Below are 20,619 nucleotides of genomic sequence, written 5' to 3'. Positions count from 1 at the left end.
TATTACCCTCAGTGAAGCTGACTCTTGTACTTTTACATCAGCAAAACTATTCTCCTAACCTCAGCTTACTCTTGGACTTTGGCGTTAGCCAAACTTTTGCCCTCAGCGAAGCTGACTTTGGGACTTTTGCGCCAGCAAAACCATTCATCTAACCTCAAACTTACTCTTGGGCTTTGGCGTCAGCCAAACTATTGCCCTCAGCGAAGCTGACATTTGGACTTTTGCGCCAGCAAAACCATTCTTCTAACCTCAACTTACTCCTGGACTTTGGCGTTAGCCAAACTATTGCCCTCAGCAAAGCTGACTTTGGGACTTTTGCGCCAGCAAAACCTTCTCTTTTCTCTTCACCATAAGTGACTTTTCACCTCAGCGAAGCTGACCTTTCTCCTCGACGCAGTCGACTAGCCTAATGTTGGTAATATTTTTTCTACATCTCCATTTGGTCTTGGAATTACATGTACAGCAACTAACTCACCTAAATTAGCTGCAGCGCTTGCTCCAACTTCTGTAGCAGCTTTAACAGCTCCAACATCTCCTCTTACCATAATAGTTACTAATCCAGATCCAATCTTTTCAGTTCCAATTAAAGTTACGTCTGCTGCCTTTACCATTGCATCTGCTGCCTCTATAGCTGCTACTAATCCTCTTGTTTCTACCATTCCTAAAGCTTCTTGTTTCATAATAAAATCCTCCTAAATCTTTCTTTTTAATATTTTAATTCGATAATTTTTATAATAAATTTTAATTTAATACATAATATAATCTTTTCAATTTAACCCAATCAGCCATCTCTATTCTTAACTAAACTGATATTGGGTCTTTTAAGTTATCAAAGTCTTCTCTTTTCATATCATAACTAGATTCCCTTTGGTCTTTTGCGATAGCAAAACTATTGCCCTCAGCGAAGCTGAAATTGGGACTTTTGCGCCAGCAAAACCTGCTCTTTTCATATCATAACTAGATGACCTCTGGTCTTTTGCGCTAGCAAAACTTTTGATCTCAGCGAAGCTGACATTTGGACTTTTGCGTCAGCAAAACCTTCCCTTTTCTACTCAGCAAAGCTGACTTTTCCCTTTTGACGAAGTCAAACTTTTCACCTCACCGAAGGTGTCTTTTCACCTTTTCCGCCAGGAAAACCTTTCACCTGGCCGCTAGGCCACTAACCTATACAGCTTGTATCTACAAACCCTTTAATTCCTTCATCTACTCTAGGTATTACATAACTACAACTAACTCCTGAAACCTTATTAGCTGCCGCTATTCCAGCTTCAATAGCCATTTCAACATCACTTACAGTACCTTCAAACTTTATTACAATAAGAAGTGGTACCTCAAGCTTGTCAGCATTGCCAGGTTTATTCTTATCTATAGTAACAATCCTAACATCCCCAGCCTTACAAGCAGCATCAGCAGCTACCAGTGCCGTAGTTAAACCAAACACCTCTAATAATCCTAAAGCCTTCACCCTATAGCACCTCATTCAAACATTTCTTCTTACTCTCTGACGAAGTCAAATCTTTACTTCAATCTCAGCAAATCTGACTCTTGGACTTTGGCGATAGCCAAACTCTTGGTCTCAGCGAAGCTGACATTGGGACTTTTGCGCCAGCAAAACTTTTCACCTCGCCTCAGTCGACTACTTATTTATAATCGCTATCTTTATTCCTTCTTGTCTAATATTTGTTTCAAGCGCTTCTTGTAATTGCTCTAGTGGGAACTCATGAGTTATAAGTTCTTTTATTGGTAATCCAATTCCATTAGCTCTCTTTAAGAAATCAAATGTTGTTAAGTAATCTTGTGGTGTATAAACCCAAGAACCTACAGCTGTAATTTCTTTATTACAAAGGTCAAAGTGTGGGTTGATTGTAGCATCTCCATTATTTACGAAGAATCCTACTTCACATAGTCCTCCACCTCTCTTAACAAGCTTCCAAATTCCTGCATGAGCCTTTGGAGAACCTGTACATTGGAAAGCGAAATCTGCTCCAAGTCCATCTGTTAAGTCTTTTATTTTCTCTATAGTTTCATCAAATGAACTGCTCTTCATTACATTTACAGTTGCAGTTGCACCTAATCTCTTAGCCATTTCTAATCTCTTTTCATTTCCATCAAGAGCTACTATGTTTTCAATTCCCATAGTTCTTAATACGCTAAGTAATAATAATCCTATTGGTCCACACCCTTGAACTAAAACCTTAGAGTTAAACTTTAAAAGTCCAGTTGTCTTAGCTCTTTCAACAGCATGTACAACAACTGCTGCTGGTTCTATTAATACTCTTGAGTGTAAATCCATATCAGATACATTAAACACTGTTGAGTTCTTTCTTATTACTATATAATCACCAAACCATCCATTTAAATGAACATTGTCATCAGTCATTAATCCATATATACCTTGATTTTCACAAAGGTTAGTTCTTTCAGGATGTTGTAAGCAAGTTGGACATTCTCCACAAGGAATAATACAAGTTACTATCTTATCTCCAACATTAAGTGATTTTCCTGCCGAATCTCTCTTGATGTTTTTACCCATCTTTATGATTTCACCAGTTCCTTCATGTCCAAGAACTACTGGAATTAATTCAAATGGGTCATTCTTATATTCATGTACATCTGTACCACAGATTCCACAACCTTCAACCTTAACTAACATTTCATCGTCGCTAATTTCAGGTATGTTGAATTCTTTTATTTCAATTCTTTCCTTAGCTGTCATCATACCAACCTTTGCAGTGTTAGCATTAGAAACAGCCTTTGGAGCTTCAGCCCCTGTAGTCATTTCTTGAAGTATACTTTTAACTATAGCTTCAATATTTATATTATTAATTTCCATATCCCTCTCCCCCTTTATTTCTCTTTACCCAAATCAAACTATTGCTTTGCCACAGCCACTCTCAAAAATTTGTGTAGTAAATCTTTTGGACTCAGCATAGCTGACTTTTGGTCTGCTGTAGGCACATTTGGACATTTGCGTCAGCAAATCTTTTCAATTACTTCCTCACCTTAATTTATACCTACAAATCACATTTGACTATTTAACTAAGCCAAATTACTTCACTGTCGTATTAATTCTCGGACATTTACGCAAGTAAATCTCTTGGTCTCAGCGTAGCTGACCTCTGGACTGCCGTAGGCACATTTGGACATTTGCGTCAGCAAATCCTTTCCCTTACTTCCTCACCTTAATTTATACCTACAAATCACATTTGACTCTTTAACTAAGCAAAATTACTTCCCTGTCGTATTAATTCTCGGACATTTACGCAAGTAAATCTCTTGGTCTCAGCGTAGCTGACCTCTGGACTGCCGTAGGCACCCTTGGACATTTGCGTCAGCAAATCCTTTCCCTTGACGCAGTGATTTTTCACCTTTGCGTAAGCAAACCATCTCTACTTTATTGAAAGTGAATCCTTAAGCACACATCTCCTTGCCTTAGTAAATGTCTTTGCTGAACTTAATCCTTCACCAGTTTTACTTGCAATTGTGAATGTTGGATAACCTTCAGCCCCTACCCCTAAAGCAGAGTATGATGGTGCATTCTTAACAAATATTGCAGTATCAACTTCTCTTGCAAAGTAAGTTAATCTATCTATATTCTTTGAGTGCATATGAGCTGAATGTCTATTTCCATGCTCTAACTCAACAGCAACTTCTACAGCTTCTTCAAAGTCCTTAACCGTTACTATTCCTAGTATTGGCATCATTAACTCTTCAACTACTAGTAAATGCTTTTTGCATCCTTTAAAGATAATGCATCTTACTGAATCTTCAGCATAAACTCCTATAGCATCTAATATAACCTTGGCATCTCTACCAACAAACTTTCTATTTAAAATTCTCTTATCACCTTTTTTAATTAGAACTGTATCTACTAGCTTTTTAACTAACTCTGGATCTTCTAAAAGATAAGCCCCATTCTTTTGCATTTCCACTATTAATTCATCACATATTTGCTCAACAGCTACTACCTCTTTTTCAGCTATACAAGGTAAGTTATTATCAAAAGTTGCCCCATCTATAATATCTCTTGCTGCTGCTTTTATATCTGCTGTTTCATCTACTATTACAGGAGGATTTCCTGCTCCAGCACCTATTGCTCTCTTTCCTGCTGAACAAGCTTGTTTAACAACTCCAGGTCCACCAGTTGCTGATATAAAAGGTACATCCTTGTGATTCATTAACGCTGAAGTTATCTCAATGCTCGGATTATCAAAAGTAACTACAATGTTCTTTGGTCCCCCAGCTTCTATTGATGCTTCATTTACTAGCTTAACTGCAAACTTAGAGCACTCCTTAGCACCTGGATGTGGTGCAAATACTACTGTGTTTCCTGCTGCTATCATTCCAATAGAGTTACAGAAAACTGTAGCTGTTGGATTTGTTGATGGAGTTATAGCTGCAATTACACCAAATGGTCCTTGCTCTACTAAAGTTAATCCACCATCTCCACTCCAAGCTGTAGTTGTTAAATCTTCAGTCCCTGGAGTTTTTTCTGCTACTAATAAATGCTTTGTTATCTTATCTTCAACTCTTCCCATACCTGTTTCATCAACAGCCATCATTGATAATCTCTCAGCGTATGTTAAGCACTTTTCTCTAATTTTTTGTATTATCTTTTCTCTATCTTTAATTGAAAGAGTCTTTAATTTCTTATAAGCTTCTTTAGCTGCTGCTACTGCTGAATCTACATCACTAAATATGTAATCCTCATGACTCTTACAGCTACCATCACCTTTACAGCTACCCTTGCCACCACATCCACCATTACAGCCACATTTTTTATCTGCAACAACTTCAGTCTTAGACATTTCCTTCATTATCTTAGCCACAATCTCTTGCACTAATTCTGTACTAGTCTCCATACTACTCCCTCCCATCTCATTTCTCTTTGACTAAACCAAACTCTTACACCAAATCACACTTTGCTTTTTAACAAAATCAACTCTTGCTCATTTGCAAAGCAAATCTTTTAGTATGACGAAGTCAACATATCGCTCTGCCTTATAAGCTCTTGCTCTCAGCGAAGCTGACTTATAAACTGTAGTAGTCACCTTTGGACATTTGCGTAGCAAATCTTCTTGGACTGCCGTAGGCACATCTGGACATTTGCACAGCAAATCCTTTCCCCTTTGCATAAGCAAACCTTTCACTTACTGAAGGTACTTTTCACTTCAGTGCTAGCTGACCTTTCCCTTTTTGACGAAGTCAAACTATTGCACTGCCGTAGGCACATCTGGACATTTGCGCCAGCAAATCCTATCCTCTTTGTGCAGCAAACTCACTCCATATTTCTTTTCCGATATAAGCTAACTTATTATCGTAGTCAGCAGTTCCTCCACTTACTCCAACAGCTCCAATAACTTTTCCACCAACCTCTAAAGGAAATCCTCCTGGGAAAGTTACTATTCTTCCATTGTTAGTGTTCATAATTCCAAAAAGTTCTCCACCGTCTCTTGATAACTCCTTAAGCACTTCTGTGGATAATCTTACAGTTGCACTTGTGTAAGCTTTATTAACCGCTATATCATAACTTGCAGGAAGTGCTCCATCCATAAAATGAACTGCTATTGGAAGTCCCCATTCATTAGCTATAGCTATTACAATAGGTGTTCCTAACTCTTTTGCAGCATTCTCAACTTCCTTCATAACTTTCGTTGCTATATCTAGATTAAGATATTTTAAACTACTCATACCAATCACCCTTTAGTGGAATTTTCTTAATATACCTTCCTACATCAAGGCCAAATTCCTTAGCTATTTTTTTATTATTAATAGTGACTTTAAAATTTACTACCCCCTTAAAATCACTAGATTTAAGTTCTACATTATTCTGATTCAACTCTATAGCCATGTTAAAAGGAACCTTTGCAAGGTTTAATTCACCAATCAGCTCCAGAGCCAAAACTTCATATCTTATATTCTGTTCCTCAAGACCATCTAACACAAAACCTAAATACACATTATTTTTATCTGAATAAACCTTCAAAAAATTATTATCCATTCTAATGCTTGTCCTCACATCATCCTCTTTAAGGTAAACTCCTATTTTCAAAGAAAATCCTTTCACCTTTTCCGCAAGGAAAAACTTTCACCTCACCGAAGGTAATCTTTCCCCTTTTCGAAGCAAATTATCGCTCTGCCTTATCAACTCTTGGTCTCAGCGAAGCTGACTTATGGACTACCGTAGGCACATTGGGACATTTGCTCCAGCAAATCTTCTCATCCTAGCAAAATAACCTTTGGACATTTGCGTAGCAAATCTTTTGGACTGCCGTAGGCACATTGGGACATTTGCGCCAGCAAATCTCTTCACCTTGGCAAATCAAACCTTTCACCTCACGCTAGCGACTATCGCTCTGCCGTAGGCACATTAGGACATTTACTCCAGCAAATCTTCTCATCCTAGCAAAGTAACCTTTGGACATTTGTGTAGCAAATCTTTTGGACTGCCGTAGGCACATTGGGACATTTGCTCCAGCAAATCTTTTCCCCTTGGCGAAGCAAACCTTTCCCCCCGACGCAGTCGACCTCTTACGCCAACCAATCCAGCACCAATCCTGTTGACACTGCATGTCTTGGTCCTTCTGTATTTCTTATATTTCCTGACCCTGCTATAATTCCGTAATTTGAAAGTTCCAAAGATACCATATCTGGTACCTCAAAATCTAAAGCTGATCCTCCTACTAAAACTACATTAGGTATTGAATAAAGATTTCCCATATCACTTACTATCTTTAATCCTCTAATTATATTTTTAATAAAAATCTCTTCCTTAGCTCTTCGTCTTACCTTAATAACTCTTTCTATAGTTACGTCATTATATATAGGAAGCAATTCATCATCTTTTACTACAACTACTCTTCCATAAAGCTTTGAGTTTAATGGTTTATCGTAAAATCTTACCTCTCCATTTTCTAACCTAAGAGTATAAAGTGATTCAACCTTACCAACTATATGCTTCTTAACCTCTTCAGCTAAGTTCCTATCATTTAGTCCAAGCTCTAGATTAATCATCATTGTCACTAACTCTCCAGCTCCTGCTAGATGTATAGTTTTTACTGTACCTTTTTCATCTAACAGTGCTACATCAGTGGACCCTCCCCCCATATCTACAATAGCTATAGGAAGTTTTGTACCTCTTGTAGTCAATGCTCCAATTGATGCCATAACAGCTTCAACTCCATTTATTTCAACCTTTACTTTAAAGTAATCTTCAAGCTCCTCTTTAATCTTCATAAGTGGTAGTTTTTCAGTTTTAACCATAGCTGCTATTGCAACAGCCTTTTCTCTATATCTTTCTCCTGCTATTCCACCTTTAATTTCTAACGGAACTGTTGTATCTATTGCCAATAAATCTTTTATTTTAACCTTTTCCATATCTAAGCCTGTTAATTTAGCCATAGAATCTTTTATAGATTTAATCATAAAAGATATATTAGTCGCTCTTTCACCTTCAATATCCTTTATCTCACCAACCTGTGATAATTTTCTCATGATATTGTAAGCTCCAGAATTTATATCAATTTCTTCAATAGACTTATTTCCTATTATTCTAAGCTTTCCAGCCTTAACCTTGTGCTCTTTTACTTCACCTGATGGAGTCCTAATAACTACACCAGATCTAAGTCCAATTAACCCCTTAGCTATAGGTGTGATTTTCTTAGTTTCCTCTGGGTTTAAACCAAAGATACCTGCAATTCCATATGGATTACATAAAACCTTTAAGGTTTTTCCTGGCTTTGCAACTTCAATGGCAGCTTTTCGCCCTATGGGAACTTTTTCTATCTTTTGCACTTCATCTATAACTGGTATTTTTTTATCTAACCTATTATTTAGAAGCACACCTTCATCTTCTTTTAATATAACCCCTGTTATATTCACACCATTTTCAACTAATTTATTTATTAATTTTGAAGAATTATCATAATTAAAATTTTCATCAATAACTACGATATATTCCTTATTAGAATCATCAGCTTGTACTTTATCAAACCCACAAACTTCATAACTTGGTAAATTGCTATTTTTATCCACATTATTCCATAAGTTCATATGATTTTGTCCACAGTATTTTCCACTTAATGTTTCTAATTTTATTGTTTCTCCAAAAGCTACCCCAAAACCACCTGGAGTATCTGGATTATGTCCAATCATTGCAGAATCTGTTATTATCGTTTCTGATATTGTCTCCATGGCACTTTCACCTATAACTGGTGATGCTTCATTTATCTTTATAAGGTCAATATCATTAACTCTTAAGTTTGCTTTATCTAAAGCTCCCTGTATACAAACTCTAACACCTGTTACATTATCTCTAGTTCCTTTTACCCCTGTTGTTTTTACCCGATTTGAACTTATATACTTTATATTTTTTAAACTCTCATATATCTCACAAATAGTAACTTCTGTTGATGAATTACCAATATCTACACCACATATTATTTTCTTTATTTTAATATCCCTCTCTTACTGTATACATTTACAGCATCCATAATAAGATTACTACAAGCTATAGCATTATACTTGTCTCTTATTTCCTTTGCCTTATTAAGAAGCTCTTCCTTTGTACTTCTGTTAGGCCTTAACATGTTATAGATAATTAGTAACTCTTCATCTGGTATATCAACAAGTTCGGAAGCTCTCTCAAAATTTTCTCCTAATTGAGTTCTACCTTCTTGCCTTGCTATTTCACCTTGAAGCCTTAATGTTTCCTTAGATATCTTTATATCTTCACCAGTTACTCTTCCATTAATAACTTCATCAATAGTTATTTGGTCTATTGATTTTCCACTTTTACTCTTTATATCTATGTCACTTTTACTTAATGGATATTTCATATAAGCTCCTCCAATGGTATTTCTATTGATTTAGCTCCTCTTACTACCTTTTCAGTATCTTTTATATGAAAAAGAGCTGCTTTTACTTGAAATTTTGGTCTGCTCATACAATCACTTTTTACTCTTATAGGTATTGGATTATCAAGCTTTGCATACTTTGCTGCATTCTTGCCTATATTCCTATATGTCTTTAAATCTATAAGTGGTGCTTGTGGAAATAATTCTAAGTTACTTAATGGATATAAATCCTTTTGATGAATTACTGCTGTTCCTTTAGCTTGAAGACCTATTCCTATACCTGAGCCACTAAGTGTAGCTGCTTCTTTTCCTATAAAAGCAACATCTGCACTTGTAAAAACTTTAATAACTCTAGCTTTTAAGCCTTCTTCTTCAATTCCAGCAACTATTTCTTTAATTACATCTTTGTGATTTGCTCCAGATAAAGTTTGCTTTACTTCTTGATTAAATGTTGGACTAATACCTATTACGACCTCATCCTTACCTTCACCAATCTCTGCTTGCTTTTCTTCAATAGCCCTTTGGAATAGATTATCTAAAGATACCTTATTATTATTTTTTAATTCTTCTATTACTAATTGTGTAATTCTCTCTACTAATACACTTTGGTCCATCTCATACCTCCTAACCCTAATAGGAGTTTCTATCTATAATATTATTTAATTTTTTAACCTTTTCCCATTCTTCACCGTCTAATCTATATCCAGTGCCAGGTCCAAGATAATCATTTTTATTATTAATTGCAGATATTACATTGAATTCTTCATCAAGTATTGCTGATGTTTGGAGATAATCCCCTGAAACCCTTTGCTTAAGCATTTCCAATATGTCACTTGCCACATCTCTATGCCCTGCATTTATCAGAGCTCTTACTATATCAATACCTGTAATACCTTTTTTCATTAATTGTTCGATAGCTTCAAAATCCTTTATAACATCTCTATCTGGAACATCATTGCTTCCATGTGCATAAGCTACAGCTATAACTTCTTCATCTTTAACAACTGCTAAATCAAGCTCTCTAAACAAGTCTTGAATTACCTTTGCTGCTTTTAATCTAACCTTTACAACTTCCTCTTCTTTAACTGGTCTTAATCCACCGTCAACTCTTAAATCTCTTTGAAGTACGTTGTAATCATCAAAATCTTCAGCATCGAAGTTTGAACCTGCAAACATATTGTCATAGTTAGGTGTTCCACTATATCCTGAGAATATAAAGTCTGTTCCAGGTAAGAATTGCATCAATAATCTCGCTGTTCTTCTTATATCACTATGAGAAAATGTTTGGTCATTTGACGATGCCACTTCCAAATCAAGCATTGCTGCTATAAGATTTTCACCTAATACTGCTCTTATACCTGATGGTACCGATGAGGTAACCCCTATAGTAGATACTGAACCATTTTGTATTCCTTGTGCCCCAGCTCCCTTAGTAACCATCAAACATCTTGTTTCTAGGTAAAGCATTGATTTTTTATCTGCATCACCCATTAAAACTTCTGAACCAGTACCTGAAGTAAACCTAGTTTTTAATCCTCTTGAAGCATATGCTGCATTTAAAAATGCCTTTGAATATGGAGTATCATCTCCATCTATAAATACATTTTCTGTACCATATACAGACATTGTCTCTGCATATGTTGTAAATCCTCTCATCCCAAGCTCTAATTCAGTAGCTTCTTCGACGGCACATTGAGTTAAAACTCCTTTTTTACCTATTTGAGAACCTATGAATAAAGCTATTGCATTAAAAGGTGCATATCTAACTATCCCAACTGTTGTTTCCTCTTCCCTAAAGCCTCTTAATGCACCTTCAGCTGCATCTGCTGCTATAAGTAAAGGATTGTCCTTTAAATTAGTTATATGTGCTTGGTTAGCAGGAGTTTTCCTCGCTCTAACCTTTTGCATAGCCATCATCATTTCAACAACATTAAGATGATTAACTATTTCTAATATCTTAGCTGGTGTAAAACCTTTTACTATCCTTATGATGGCCTCTCTTGGAGTTACTGTATCAACAAGAAGTCTTGCAAATAATAATGAGTCTAACTCCATAGCTTCCTTTGCCATTTCCTTATCTATAGCATAATCAGCTATGAAATAATCAAGAAAGTCAAAATCTTCCCTCTTCTTTCCATCAAGCTCAGTTATCACATTTCCTTCTATTTTTATCGAAGGTTCTGGATCATAAGGACTTCTCATCGCTACAAACCCTTTTTCAGGCCATTCTTCCATGAAAACATCCTGATTTATAGGTCTTTTTCCTAAAGCTTCAAATCTCTTTGATTTCATTTTTCACTATTTACCTAAAATCTTAGAAGTAACTTCTTTAGCAATTTTAGCTATAAGATCTTCATCGACTGCTGGTTCTTCATTATTAGCTTTGCATGTGCATGCTCCACCTTTTTGGCATAAAGCTGGATGTTTTCCTGTTAAGTTCATTGCTTTTCTTATATCTATTAACTTATCAACTTGAGTGTTGTCTAATACTTGAGGTTGTCCGATTTGGCTAGAGATAAACATTAACTTAGCATAGAATTCTAAAGATTCCATTTTGAAGTATGCTGCCATTAAGTCTGGTCCGTAAGTTAATGCACCATGGTTTTCTAAAAGAACTGCATCATAGCATTGTAAATACTTAGCTACTGCATCTGGAATTTCTTCTGTTGATGGAGTACCATATTCAGCTATTGGAACTGCTCCTAAAGCTATAACTGCCTCTGGCATTATTGGCTTATCTAGTGGAATCCCTGCTATAGCATAGCTTGTACCATAAGGTGGATGAGCGTGTACTACTGATTTTACGTCTGGTCTTTCTTTATATACTCTTAAATGCATCTTTACTTCTGAAGATGGCTTAAACTTTCCATTAGCTTGAAGTACATTACCATTCATATCAACCTTACAAATCATATCTGGAGTCATATACCCTTTTGAAACTCCTGTTGGTGTACAAAGTACTTCCTTATCATTAATTCTTACTGAGATATTACCATCATTAGCAGCTACAAAGCCGTTTTGGTATATTCTCTTACCTATTTCACAAATTTGTTTTTTGATTTCATATTCTGAAAACATAAATTCCCCTCCCAATTAACCTTTATTTGATTTTATTTCTGTTTATCTGTATTTATGTTTGTTTTTATCTTTGTTTATCTTTATTTTACCAATATAAGTATTCATAGTCAATATTAGGTGAGATATTTTCTTTATTTATTATTGTTAAAATTTAGCTTTCTTTAAAATACAAAACACTTAAGAACAGTTTTTCTCTCCTCAAAAGTAGACTTTTCCTTATTTTTAAGGCATTTAAAACACATTTTATGTTGCAAATTGATAATTTTTGTTTAATATGTTGTTTTTGATACAAATTCAACATAAAACTTTAAATACTTCCAAAATATTTACTTTATAAATTCAACCTAAATCCAAATTAATATGATTAATAACCATATTGTTAATCCTTTTTAAACAAAAAAAATGCCTGTAGTATAAATTAATCTATTCATACTACAAGCATATTTACTAACAACTAAGTGAATACTTCACATTTACTTTCGATATTAGCCAATTCCCTTGGACATTTGCACAGCAAATCCTTTGACCTCAACGTAGCTGACTTTCGGACATTTGCGTCAGCAAATCTCTTAACCTCTGTATAACTAACTTTGGGACATTTGCGCCAGCAAATCTTTTGCCCTCAACGTAGGCTACTTTTGGACATTTGCGCCAGCAAATCTCTTAACCTCTGTATAACTAACTTTGGGACATTTGCGCTAGCAAATCTTTTGCTCTCAGCGTAGCTGACTTTTGGACTTTTGCGTCAGCAAAACCTTTCCCCTAATCACAAATTACCCATTGCAGATATTTACTTTAACATCATTTTCTCTTAATACTTTTTCCCATTTCTTTGATAATGGTTCATCCGTATATAAATAGTCTATCTGATCAAAATCAACTATATTTACAAAGGAGCTTCTATCAAACTTCATAGAATCCACAACTAAGAATACCTTATCCGCAGATCCTGCCATAAGCTTCTTAACTTCAGCTTCTTGTTCGTTAGAATCCATTACTCCTCTATTTATATCCATACCTTTACAGCATATTATAGCTTTATTTACATAATAATTTTGAATTACACTTTCAGACCACTTTCCAACAAATGATTTAGCACTTTCTCTAAAGCTTCCACCTGCTAATATAAGATTTACATCTTTAGTATCCTGTAACTCAATTAATACCTTTAATGAATTTGTAATTATGGTAACTCTCTTCTTGCTTTTCTTTATACATTTTGCAACATAGAAAGCAGTTGAAGATGAGTCTAGCATTAATGTATCACCTTCTTGTATGCTTTGGGAAACTTGTTCAGCAATCTTCATCTTACCTTCTTTATTAGATATTTCCCTCATATCTACTGGCATATCTACATTAGTGCCTTGATTAATTATCGCACCACCATAAGTTCTTTTTAGTATTCCTTGCTCTTCTAACTTTTCTAAGTCACGACGAATAGTTTCTTCAGTCACAGAAAAATTAGCAGCCAATTCCTGCACTAAAACCTTCTTTTTATCCTGGATGATGTCAACAATCTTCTGTCTTCTAACTATTGCTAACACTAACTTCACAACCTTTTCTTTATTCTATCTTTAAATTATACCTGAAATTTTGTAAATTTAAAGTATATTTTTCAATTTTTGATATAGTATTAGTTAGACTGTTATTATTTTTAACTGTTATGATAATTACAATTTACTCTAAGACAACCTCTTGAGAATATACTTCACAGCTGAATGCATTAAAGATAAGTTCTCTACCTTCTTCAATAGATTCTATCTCATTATTTGCTATAGCTTGTATCATAACATTTCCTAATACAGCAGCTTCAATAGGTCCTGCTATTAAAGTTTTTCCTGTTCTTTTCATTGTTAACTCACATAAAAACTTATCTTGAATTCCTCCACCAACAACGTTGATACCTGGAATCTCTCTTCCTGAAATCTCTTCTAATTCTTCTATTGTAGCTTTGTACTCACTAGTCAATCCATTATATATAGCCATAGCTATTTCCCCTAACTCTGTAGGTTCACCTTGTCCATGTTCTATACAATATTCTTTAATTGATTTAATCATATTCTTCGTATTCATAAGTCTTTGGTCATTTGTATTAACTTTAAATGTACAATCTTCATACTTTTTAGCTTCTCTAATTATATCTGGGAATCCTATTTCCTCATGGAATTCACACCAGTTCTTTCTTAATTGTTGAAGTAACCATGTACCATTTATATTTTTTAATAACCTTATCTTATTTCCTACTCCACCTTCATTAGTTAATGATGCTTTAAATGTTTCTTCACTAATTATTGGTGAATCTATTTCTAACCCTAGAAGTGACCATGTTCCAGAGCTTAAAAATGCATTACCTTTATTTTTAAATGGTGTACCTGCCACAGCTGATGCAGTGTCATGTCCACCAATTGCTATTACAGGAACTCTATCCATTCCTGTTTCATCCATTACTTCATCTGTTAAATATCCATAAGTTTCTCCTGGCTCAATTATATCATTAAAGATATTTTCAGGAATTCCTAATGCATTTATTAGTTCCTTATCCCAAGTTCTATTTTTCATATCTAAAAGTCCTGAAGTTGATGCTATTGTAAATTCATTTTTCTTTTCATTAGTTAAATAATATGCAAAAAGGTCTGGCATAAATAATAAAGAATCTGAATTCTCTAAAATCGTATTTCTTTTTAATCTATCACCAACAAGTTGGAATGCTGTATTAAAAGTATTATTCGAAATACCAGTTCTTAAATAAAGACTTTCTAAATCAATTTTCTTTTCAACCTCTTTTACGCCTTCATAATTTCTTTCATCTCTATAATGCATAGGCATCCCAATTAAATTATTATCTTTATCTAAAAGGCCATAATCAACTCCCCATGTATCTATTCCAATAGAAGTTATTTTTGTTCCTGATGCTACTACTTTTTTAAGAGCTGTCTTAGTTTCATTTAATAATCTAGGAAAATCCCAAACATATTTATCTCCTAAGAAAACTGGTTCATTAGGAAATCTATGTATCTCCTTCATATCAATGTAGTCCTTTTCAATCTTAACCAAAATAGCTCTTCCTGAAGATGCTCCAAAATCAAATGCTAAAAAATTGCTCATAAATTCATATACCCCCGCTTAACTTTATGTAAATATTTACCTGTGTATTTATATAATACAACATAAAAACAACATAAACAATATTTTTTACATGTTTTTTTCTGTGTTTATTTTGGTTTTGATTGACTTGTCCATTTTTTTGTTGTAAACTAATTATTGTAAAATATGTATACGTTTAGAATGTATATGTTTTAAATATGGGAGGGTTAGAATTATGGGATTAAATACTAAATATCCAAAGATAGGTATTAGACCTACTATTGATGGTAGAAGATTAGGTGTTAGAGAATCATTAGAAGAACAAACTATGAATATGGCAAAGCAAGTTGCTGATTTATACTCTTCTACATTAAGATATCCAAACGGTGAAGCTGTAGAATGTGTTATTGCAGACTCTACAATAGGTGGAGTTGCTGAAGCAGCTAGATGTGCAGATAAATTTGCAAAAGAAGGCGTAGGCTTAACTCTTACTGTAACTCCTTGCTGGTGTTATGGTAGTGAAACTATAGATATGGATCCACATAGACCAAAGGCTATCTGGGGATTCAATGGTACTGAAAGACCTGGTGCTGTTTACTTAGCTGCTGCTCTTTCTGGACATAGCCAATTTGGATTACCTGCTTTCGGTATATATGGAAGAGATGTTCAAGATGCTAACATGACAGAAATACCTGAAGATGTTAAAGAAAAATTATTAAGATTTGCAAAAGCTGGATTAGCTGTTGCTCAAATGAAAGGAAGATCATACCTTTCAATTGGATCTGTTTCAATGGGTATTGCAGGTTCAATTGTTGATCAAAAGTTCTTCCAAAAATATCTTGGAATGAGAAATGAATATGTTGATATGAGTGAAATCAACAGAAGACTTGATAGAGGAATATATGACCCAGTTGAATACGAAAAAGCTTTAGCATGGGTTAAAGAAAACTGCAAAGAAGGAACAGATAAAAATGCTCCTGAAAATCAAAGAACTAGAGAAGAAAAAGATAAAATTTGGGAAACTGTTGTTAAGATGACTCTTATTGCAAAAGACTTAATGGTTGGAAACCCAAGACTTGCTGAATTAGGATTTATTGAAGAATCAGAAGGTCATAATGCTATAGCTGGTGGATTCCAAGGTCAAAGACACTGGACAGACCATATGCCAAATGGTGACTTTATGGAAGCTATACTTTGCTCTTCATTTGACTGGAATGGTATAAGAGAAGCTTATGTATTAGCTACAGAAAACGATTCATTAAACGGTGTTGCAATGTTATTTGGTCACCTTTTAACAAATACAGCTCAATTATTCTCAGACGTAAGAACTTACTGGTCTCCAGATGCAGTTAAGAGAGTTACAGGAAAAGAATTAACTGGACGTGCTGCTAACGGTATTATCCACTTAATAAACTCAGGGGCTACTACTATAGACGCTACTGGAAGACAAACTGATAAAGAAGGAAATCCAGCATTAAAACCATTCTGGGAAATCACAGAAGCTGAAGTTAATGATTGCTTAGAAGCTACAACATGGTGGCCAGCAGTTCACGAATACTTCAGAGGAGGCGGATATTCTTCTAAATTCTTATCAAAAGCTGGAATGCCAATGACAATGTCAAGAATATGCTTAGTTGATGGATTAGGACCTGTTCTTCAAATAGCTGAAGGTTATACTGTTGAATTAGATCCAGAAGTTCACCAAACTATAGATAATAGAACAGATTCATCATGGCCAACAACTTGGTTTGCTCCAAACCTAACTGGAGAAGGTGCATTCAAAGATGTTTACTCAGTAATGAATAACTGGGGAGCTAACCACGGTGCTATATCATATGGACACATAGGAGCTGACCTAATAACTATGGCTTCAATGTTAAGAATTCCAGTTGCTATGCACAACGTACCAGAAGAAAAAATCTTCAGACCAAGTACTGCTGGAATGTTTGGAACTAAAGACTTAGAATCTGCAGACTTTAGATTCTGTCAAAACTTTGGCCCTTTATATAAATAAAATAGATTTGCTATCGCAAATGTCCAAGATGTCGACTTCGTCGAGTTCAAATGTGCCTGCGGCAGTCCAAGAGATTTGCTTCACAAATGCGCAATATTCGCTATCGCAAATATTCAATGTGGCTTTGGCTCATTTATAACTATTAATAATACATTTGCTAATAATTATCTTAATATTTTTAACCCTCAGTTTTATTATTTACTGAGGGTTTTCTTTGTTGTTTTTATAGTAGCCCATAGTAACCTTTTAATGCTAAAACAATTATTATATAATCTTTTAATTATGATCTCATCTTCAATTATGCTATTATCTTTAATAGTTCTTATCCAAAAAATACTTTCACTACATTCTTTAATTGAAATATTCAACTTATGTATAAAATCCCTCTTACTTTCAGCATACATAGCTTCACCTATGTTAGCTCCTACACTAGTACAAGACCTTTTTAATTGATCAGCAATTGAGTATTCTCTCAATTTAATTAATTCTCTACAAATATAGATAGAATCAGTAGCAATACTTCTACTTAACTCCAAAATCTCTGAATTCATAAAACCACATCCTAAACAAATACTCCTATTATAAATAACTCTCTCCATATTAATAATGTAATAAACACAATTATAGAGTTTATTTATCTCGGACTTTTGTATCAGCAAAATATTTGCTCATATATTTGCTCTTTTGCACTCCCCAAACTTGTCCATCTTGCCAAAATACAATCTTGTTACTCAAAAATAACTTATCCTCTTTAACCTAATCACTCAACGCTCTCAGCAATATCTGACTATGGGACTTTTGCGTCAGCAAAATTATTGCCCTCGCGTTAGCGACTACTGCTCTTTTGCGCCAACAAAACCCCTCATTACTTCATAAATCCAATCTTGTTACTCAAAAATAACTTATCCTCTTTAGCCTAATCACTCAACGCTCTCAGCAATAGCTGACTATAGGACTTTTGCGTCAGCAAAATTATTGCCCTTGCGCTAGCGACTACTGCTCTTTTGCGCCAACAAACCCCCTCATTACTTCATAAATCCAATCTTGTTACTCAAAAATAACTTATCCTCTTTAGCCTAATCACTCAACGCTCTCAGCAATAGCTGACTATAGGACTTTTGCGTCAGCAAAACTATTGCACTCGCGTCAGCGACTCCTGGACTTTTGCGCAGCAAAACTATTGGTCTCGCTTCAGCGACTTCTGGACTTTTGCGTCATCAAAACTATTGCCCTCGCGCTAGCGACTACTGCTCTTTTGCGCCAGCAAAACCCCCCCCTCTCTCATAAAATAAAAAAGAATACTGCCCATAAAAAACAGTATTCTTTCTTTATTTCATTAAATTCTAGTCATATAATAATTGGTTTATATCTTCATCATTGAAGTTAGATTGATTGTACCATTTAGCACCTGTATCAACATCTGATACTTCTTCACCGTTCATAGCTTTAACAGCTAAAGCAACAGCTTGGTAACCGATTTGGTATGGATCTTGAGTAACTGATCCTAAGAACCAACCTTTTTCAACTGCAGTTTTTTGTCCTTTTCCTGAGTCAAATCCAACAGCAACTATATCTTTATATTTACCGTTTTCTTTGTTGAAGTCGCTTCCGTCGTTAGAAGCTGCTAATATACCATCTACTCCACCTTGGTTAGATCCATATATAGCAATTAGGTTTTCTGTTGCTAATACAGCTTGTGCAGAGTTTTGAACGTCTGTAGCTGAAGTTGTTGGAGGAACGTTTACAACTATCTTAACTATTGCTTCTCCTGTAGCTTTTTTGTTGTAAGAATCATGTCCTACAACTTCTACATTTCCAGCCCCTACTAATTCTTCGCATTTTTCAAATGCTCTGTCTATAAATCCTTTAGTTCTGTCTATAAGTGAAGCACTTGTAGCATCTTGAGAAACTACTCCTATAGCAACTGGAGATGCTGCTGTAGCTCCCTTAATTTTTTCTACTATTGTTTCAACTTCTAATAATTTGTCTGCTGGTATTGTAGCTGCATTATAGTTGTCTGTTGCTGCATTTGCTGCAACTTGTCCTTCTGGAGCTCCTGGAACACCTGAGTCAAATCCTACTACTGGAATTCCTTGTTTTTGAGCTTCTGCTAATTGTGATGATACAGCTTGTGTATCAAGTGCTGCTAAAGCTAATGCACTTGGTTTTTTAGATAAAGCTGAATTTATCATGTTAACTTGGTCGTTTATATCACTTTCTGAAGCTGGTCCTTCAAAAGTAATAGTAACTCCTAAATCTGCAGCCGCTTGGTCTGCACCTTTTTTAACTACTTGCCAGAATTGATGTTGGAATCCTTTAGAAACTACTGCTACATAAGGTTTGTCTCCACTTGAATTAGATGTATCTCCTCCTTCAGAAGTTCCTGATGATCCTGATGAGTTTGATGATCCACACCCTGCTAAACTTCCTACTAATGCAATAGTAGCTGCAAGACTAACAATTTTTTTGATTTTCCTCATAAATATACCCTCCCATTTTTACCTTATAAATATATTTTCAGCATTTTACTGCTTCAAAGCACCACTAGTTGATTTCACTTCTCTAACCTTTTTACTTTCTTTTTTGTCTTTCTTAACTTCGTTAGCCTTTTTGTTTCTATATATATCTATTAATACAGCACAAATAACAACTACACCTGTAAAGAATACTTGCCATTGTCCTTGAAGGTTCATAGACATTAATCCATTTTTAAGGACGCTCATTACGTAAACACCAATTATTGTTCCAGTTATTGACCCTATTCCACCAGCTAGTGATGTTCCTCCAATAACTACCGCTGCAATTGCTTGTAATTCTATACCATTACCTGTACCAGGTATAATAGTTGTATATGTTGCAGCATACATTATTCCTCCAAGTCCTGCGAAGAATCCACTTATTACATAAACCATTATCTTCCACTTATCTACGTTTACACCTGAAAGTCTAACTGCTTCTTCATTACTACCTATAGCAAAAGCATATCTTCCTATACGAGTTTTGTTTAATATTATAAATGCCACTATAAAGAATATCGCCAGGAATATAATTCCCATTGGGAAGCCACCTTCAGTTTTGAAGAATACTGATTTAAACCATCCTGCTTCTTCATAAGCTGTAGGATAACGTTGTGTTTGAACCTTAGCTATAATTGACCCTAAACCTTGAGATATTAACATTGTTCCCATTGTTGCTATAAATGGAGGTAACTTTAATTTTGCAATAAGTATTCCATTAACTAATCCAAAAAGAGTAGCTACAACTACAATTAAAGCTAATGCCATTCCTATAGACCAACCCCATACGTTATAAGCAACACCACCTAATAACGCTGAACACATCATTACTGTTCCTATTGAAAGGTCCATTCCTCCAGTAATAATTACAAAAGTAACACCAATTGCCATAAATCCTATATAGTATGATGAATCTAATATATTTACAAAGCTTTCTTTACTAAAGAAGTTTTGTCCTAATAATGAGAATACAAGAATTAACACTACTAAAGCTATTAAAGAAAATAATTTTTGTAATCCTTGACCTTTTATTTTTTCAATTAAACCATTTTTATTATCCATTTTTTATCCT

Annotated in this window: 17 protein-coding genes; 1 reads left to right on the top strand and 16 read right to left on the bottom strand. The window is 34.8% G+C overall.

Features of this window, described 5'->3' with window-relative positions; translation table 11 throughout:
- Positions 1–401 precede the first annotated feature (401 nt).
- The 13 genes from LQE93_RS10870 to LQE93_RS10810 all read right to left on the bottom strand — a co-directional run bounded on the left by LQE93_RS10870 (position 402) and on the right by LQE93_RS10810 (position 15,038).
- Positions 402–680: a BMC domain-containing protein gene (locus tag LQE93_RS10870; RefSeq protein WP_055268265.1), complete on the bottom strand. Its 279-nt coding sequence runs from the start codon at positions 678–680 to the stop codon at positions 402–404.
- A 479-nt stretch (positions 681–1,159) separates the two neighbouring features.
- A complete protein-coding gene (locus tag LQE93_RS10865) occupies positions 1,160–1,465 on the bottom strand; it encodes a BMC domain-containing protein (protein WP_186837677.1) in 306 nt (101 codons plus the stop codon).
- A 171-nt stretch (positions 1,466–1,636) separates the two neighbouring features.
- Positions 1,637–2,833: a zinc-dependent alcohol dehydrogenase gene (locus LQE93_RS10860; protein WP_231073589.1), complete on the bottom strand. Its 1,197-nt coding sequence runs from the start codon at positions 2,831–2,833 to the stop codon at positions 1,637–1,639.
- A gap of 556 nt (positions 2,834–3,389) precedes the next feature.
- Positions 3,390–4,862: an aldehyde dehydrogenase family protein gene (locus tag LQE93_RS10855; RefSeq protein ID WP_231073587.1), complete on the bottom strand. Its 1,473-nt coding sequence runs from the start codon at positions 4,860–4,862 to the stop codon at positions 3,390–3,392.
- Positions 4,863–5,256: 394 nt separating this feature from the next.
- On the bottom strand, positions 5,257–5,691 hold the full coding sequence (locus tag LQE93_RS10850; RefSeq protein ID WP_231073585.1) for a GlcG/HbpS family heme-binding protein: 435 nt from the start codon (positions 5,689–5,691) through the stop codon (positions 5,257–5,259).
- A complete protein-coding gene (locus LQE93_RS10845) occupies positions 5,684–6,052 on the bottom strand; it encodes a hypothetical protein (protein ID WP_231073583.1) in 369 nt (122 codons plus the stop codon). Before LQE93_RS10845 ends, LQE93_RS10850 begins: the two co-directional genes overlap by 8 nt.
- 479 nt (positions 6,053–6,531) lie before the next feature.
- Positions 6,532–8,193 carry a diol dehydratase reactivase subunit alpha gene (locus LQE93_RS10840; protein WP_231073581.1) on the bottom strand — a complete coding sequence of 554 codons (1,662 nt, stop codon included), beginning with the start codon at positions 8,191–8,193 and terminating at the stop codon, positions 6,532–6,534.
- Positions 8,194–8,447: 254 nt separating this feature from the next.
- Entirely contained in the window at positions 8,448–8,837 is a 390-nt protein-coding gene (locus tag LQE93_RS10835) for a diol dehydratase small subunit (RefSeq protein ID WP_186837673.1), read from the bottom strand.
- On the bottom strand, positions 8,834–9,469 hold the full coding sequence (locus LQE93_RS10830; protein ID WP_186837672.1) for a propanediol/glycerol family dehydratase medium subunit: 636 nt from the start codon (positions 9,467–9,469) through the stop codon (positions 8,834–8,836). The genes LQE93_RS10835 and LQE93_RS10830 overlap by 4 nt, the downstream gene beginning before the upstream one ends.
- 16 nt (positions 9,470–9,485) lie before the next feature.
- Positions 9,486–11,147 carry a propanediol/glycerol family dehydratase large subunit gene (locus LQE93_RS10825; protein WP_231073579.1) on the bottom strand — a complete coding sequence of 554 codons (1,662 nt, stop codon included), beginning with the start codon at positions 11,145–11,147 and terminating at the stop codon, positions 9,486–9,488.
- Between the two features lie 6 nt (positions 11,148–11,153).
- A complete protein-coding gene (locus tag LQE93_RS10820; RefSeq protein ID WP_055266175.1) occupies positions 11,154–11,933 on the bottom strand; it encodes a class II aldolase/adducin family protein in 780 nt (259 codons plus the stop codon).
- A gap of 773 nt (positions 11,934–12,706) precedes the next feature.
- Positions 12,707–13,486: a DeoR/GlpR family DNA-binding transcription regulator gene (locus LQE93_RS10815; RefSeq protein WP_186837670.1), complete on the bottom strand. Its 780-nt coding sequence runs from the start codon at positions 13,484–13,486 to the stop codon at positions 12,707–12,709.
- Positions 13,487–13,610: 124 nt separating this feature from the next.
- Positions 13,611–15,038, bottom strand: a complete 1,428-nt coding sequence (locus LQE93_RS10810) for a rhamnulokinase (RefSeq protein ID WP_231073577.1) — start codon at positions 15,036–15,038, stop codon at positions 13,611–13,613.
- A gap of 214 nt (positions 15,039–15,252) precedes the next feature.
- Here LQE93_RS10810 and LQE93_RS10805 point away from each other — a divergent pair, with 214 nt between their 5' ends.
- Positions 15,253–17,031: an L-fucose isomerase gene (locus tag LQE93_RS10805; protein WP_186837668.1), complete on the top strand. Its 1,779-nt coding sequence runs from the start codon at positions 15,253–15,255 to the stop codon at positions 17,029–17,031.
- 194 nt (positions 17,032–17,225) lie between these two features.
- On the opposite strand, the gene LQE93_RS10800 is transcribed toward LQE93_RS10805, so the two are convergent.
- The 3 genes from LQE93_RS10800 to LQE93_RS10790 form a co-directional block, all read right to left on the bottom strand.
- Positions 17,226–17,582 carry a four helix bundle protein gene (locus tag LQE93_RS10800; RefSeq protein ID WP_070205687.1) on the bottom strand — a complete coding sequence of 119 codons (357 nt, stop codon included), beginning with the start codon at positions 17,580–17,582 and terminating at the stop codon, positions 17,226–17,228.
- Between the two features lie 792 nt (positions 17,583–18,374).
- On the bottom strand, positions 18,375–19,511 hold the full coding sequence (locus tag LQE93_RS10795; RefSeq protein ID WP_231073575.1) for an ABC transporter substrate-binding protein: 1,137 nt from the start codon (positions 19,509–19,511) through the stop codon (positions 18,375–18,377).
- A 45-nt stretch (positions 19,512–19,556) separates the two neighbouring features.
- Positions 19,557–20,609: an ABC transporter permease gene (locus LQE93_RS10790; protein ID WP_055266161.1), complete on the bottom strand. Its 1,053-nt coding sequence runs from the start codon at positions 20,607–20,609 to the stop codon at positions 19,557–19,559.
- Positions 20,610–20,619: the final 10 nt, after the last annotated feature.

It is taken from the genome of Clostridium sp. NSJ-145 (assembly GCF_021044725.1).
GTDB classification, from domain to species: Bacteria; Bacillota; Clostridia; order Clostridiales; family Clostridiaceae; genus Clostridium; species Clostridium disporicum_B.
The sequence above is the reverse complement of the archived record's forward strand: the minus strand, read 5'-3'. Positions and strand labels throughout refer to the sequence as shown.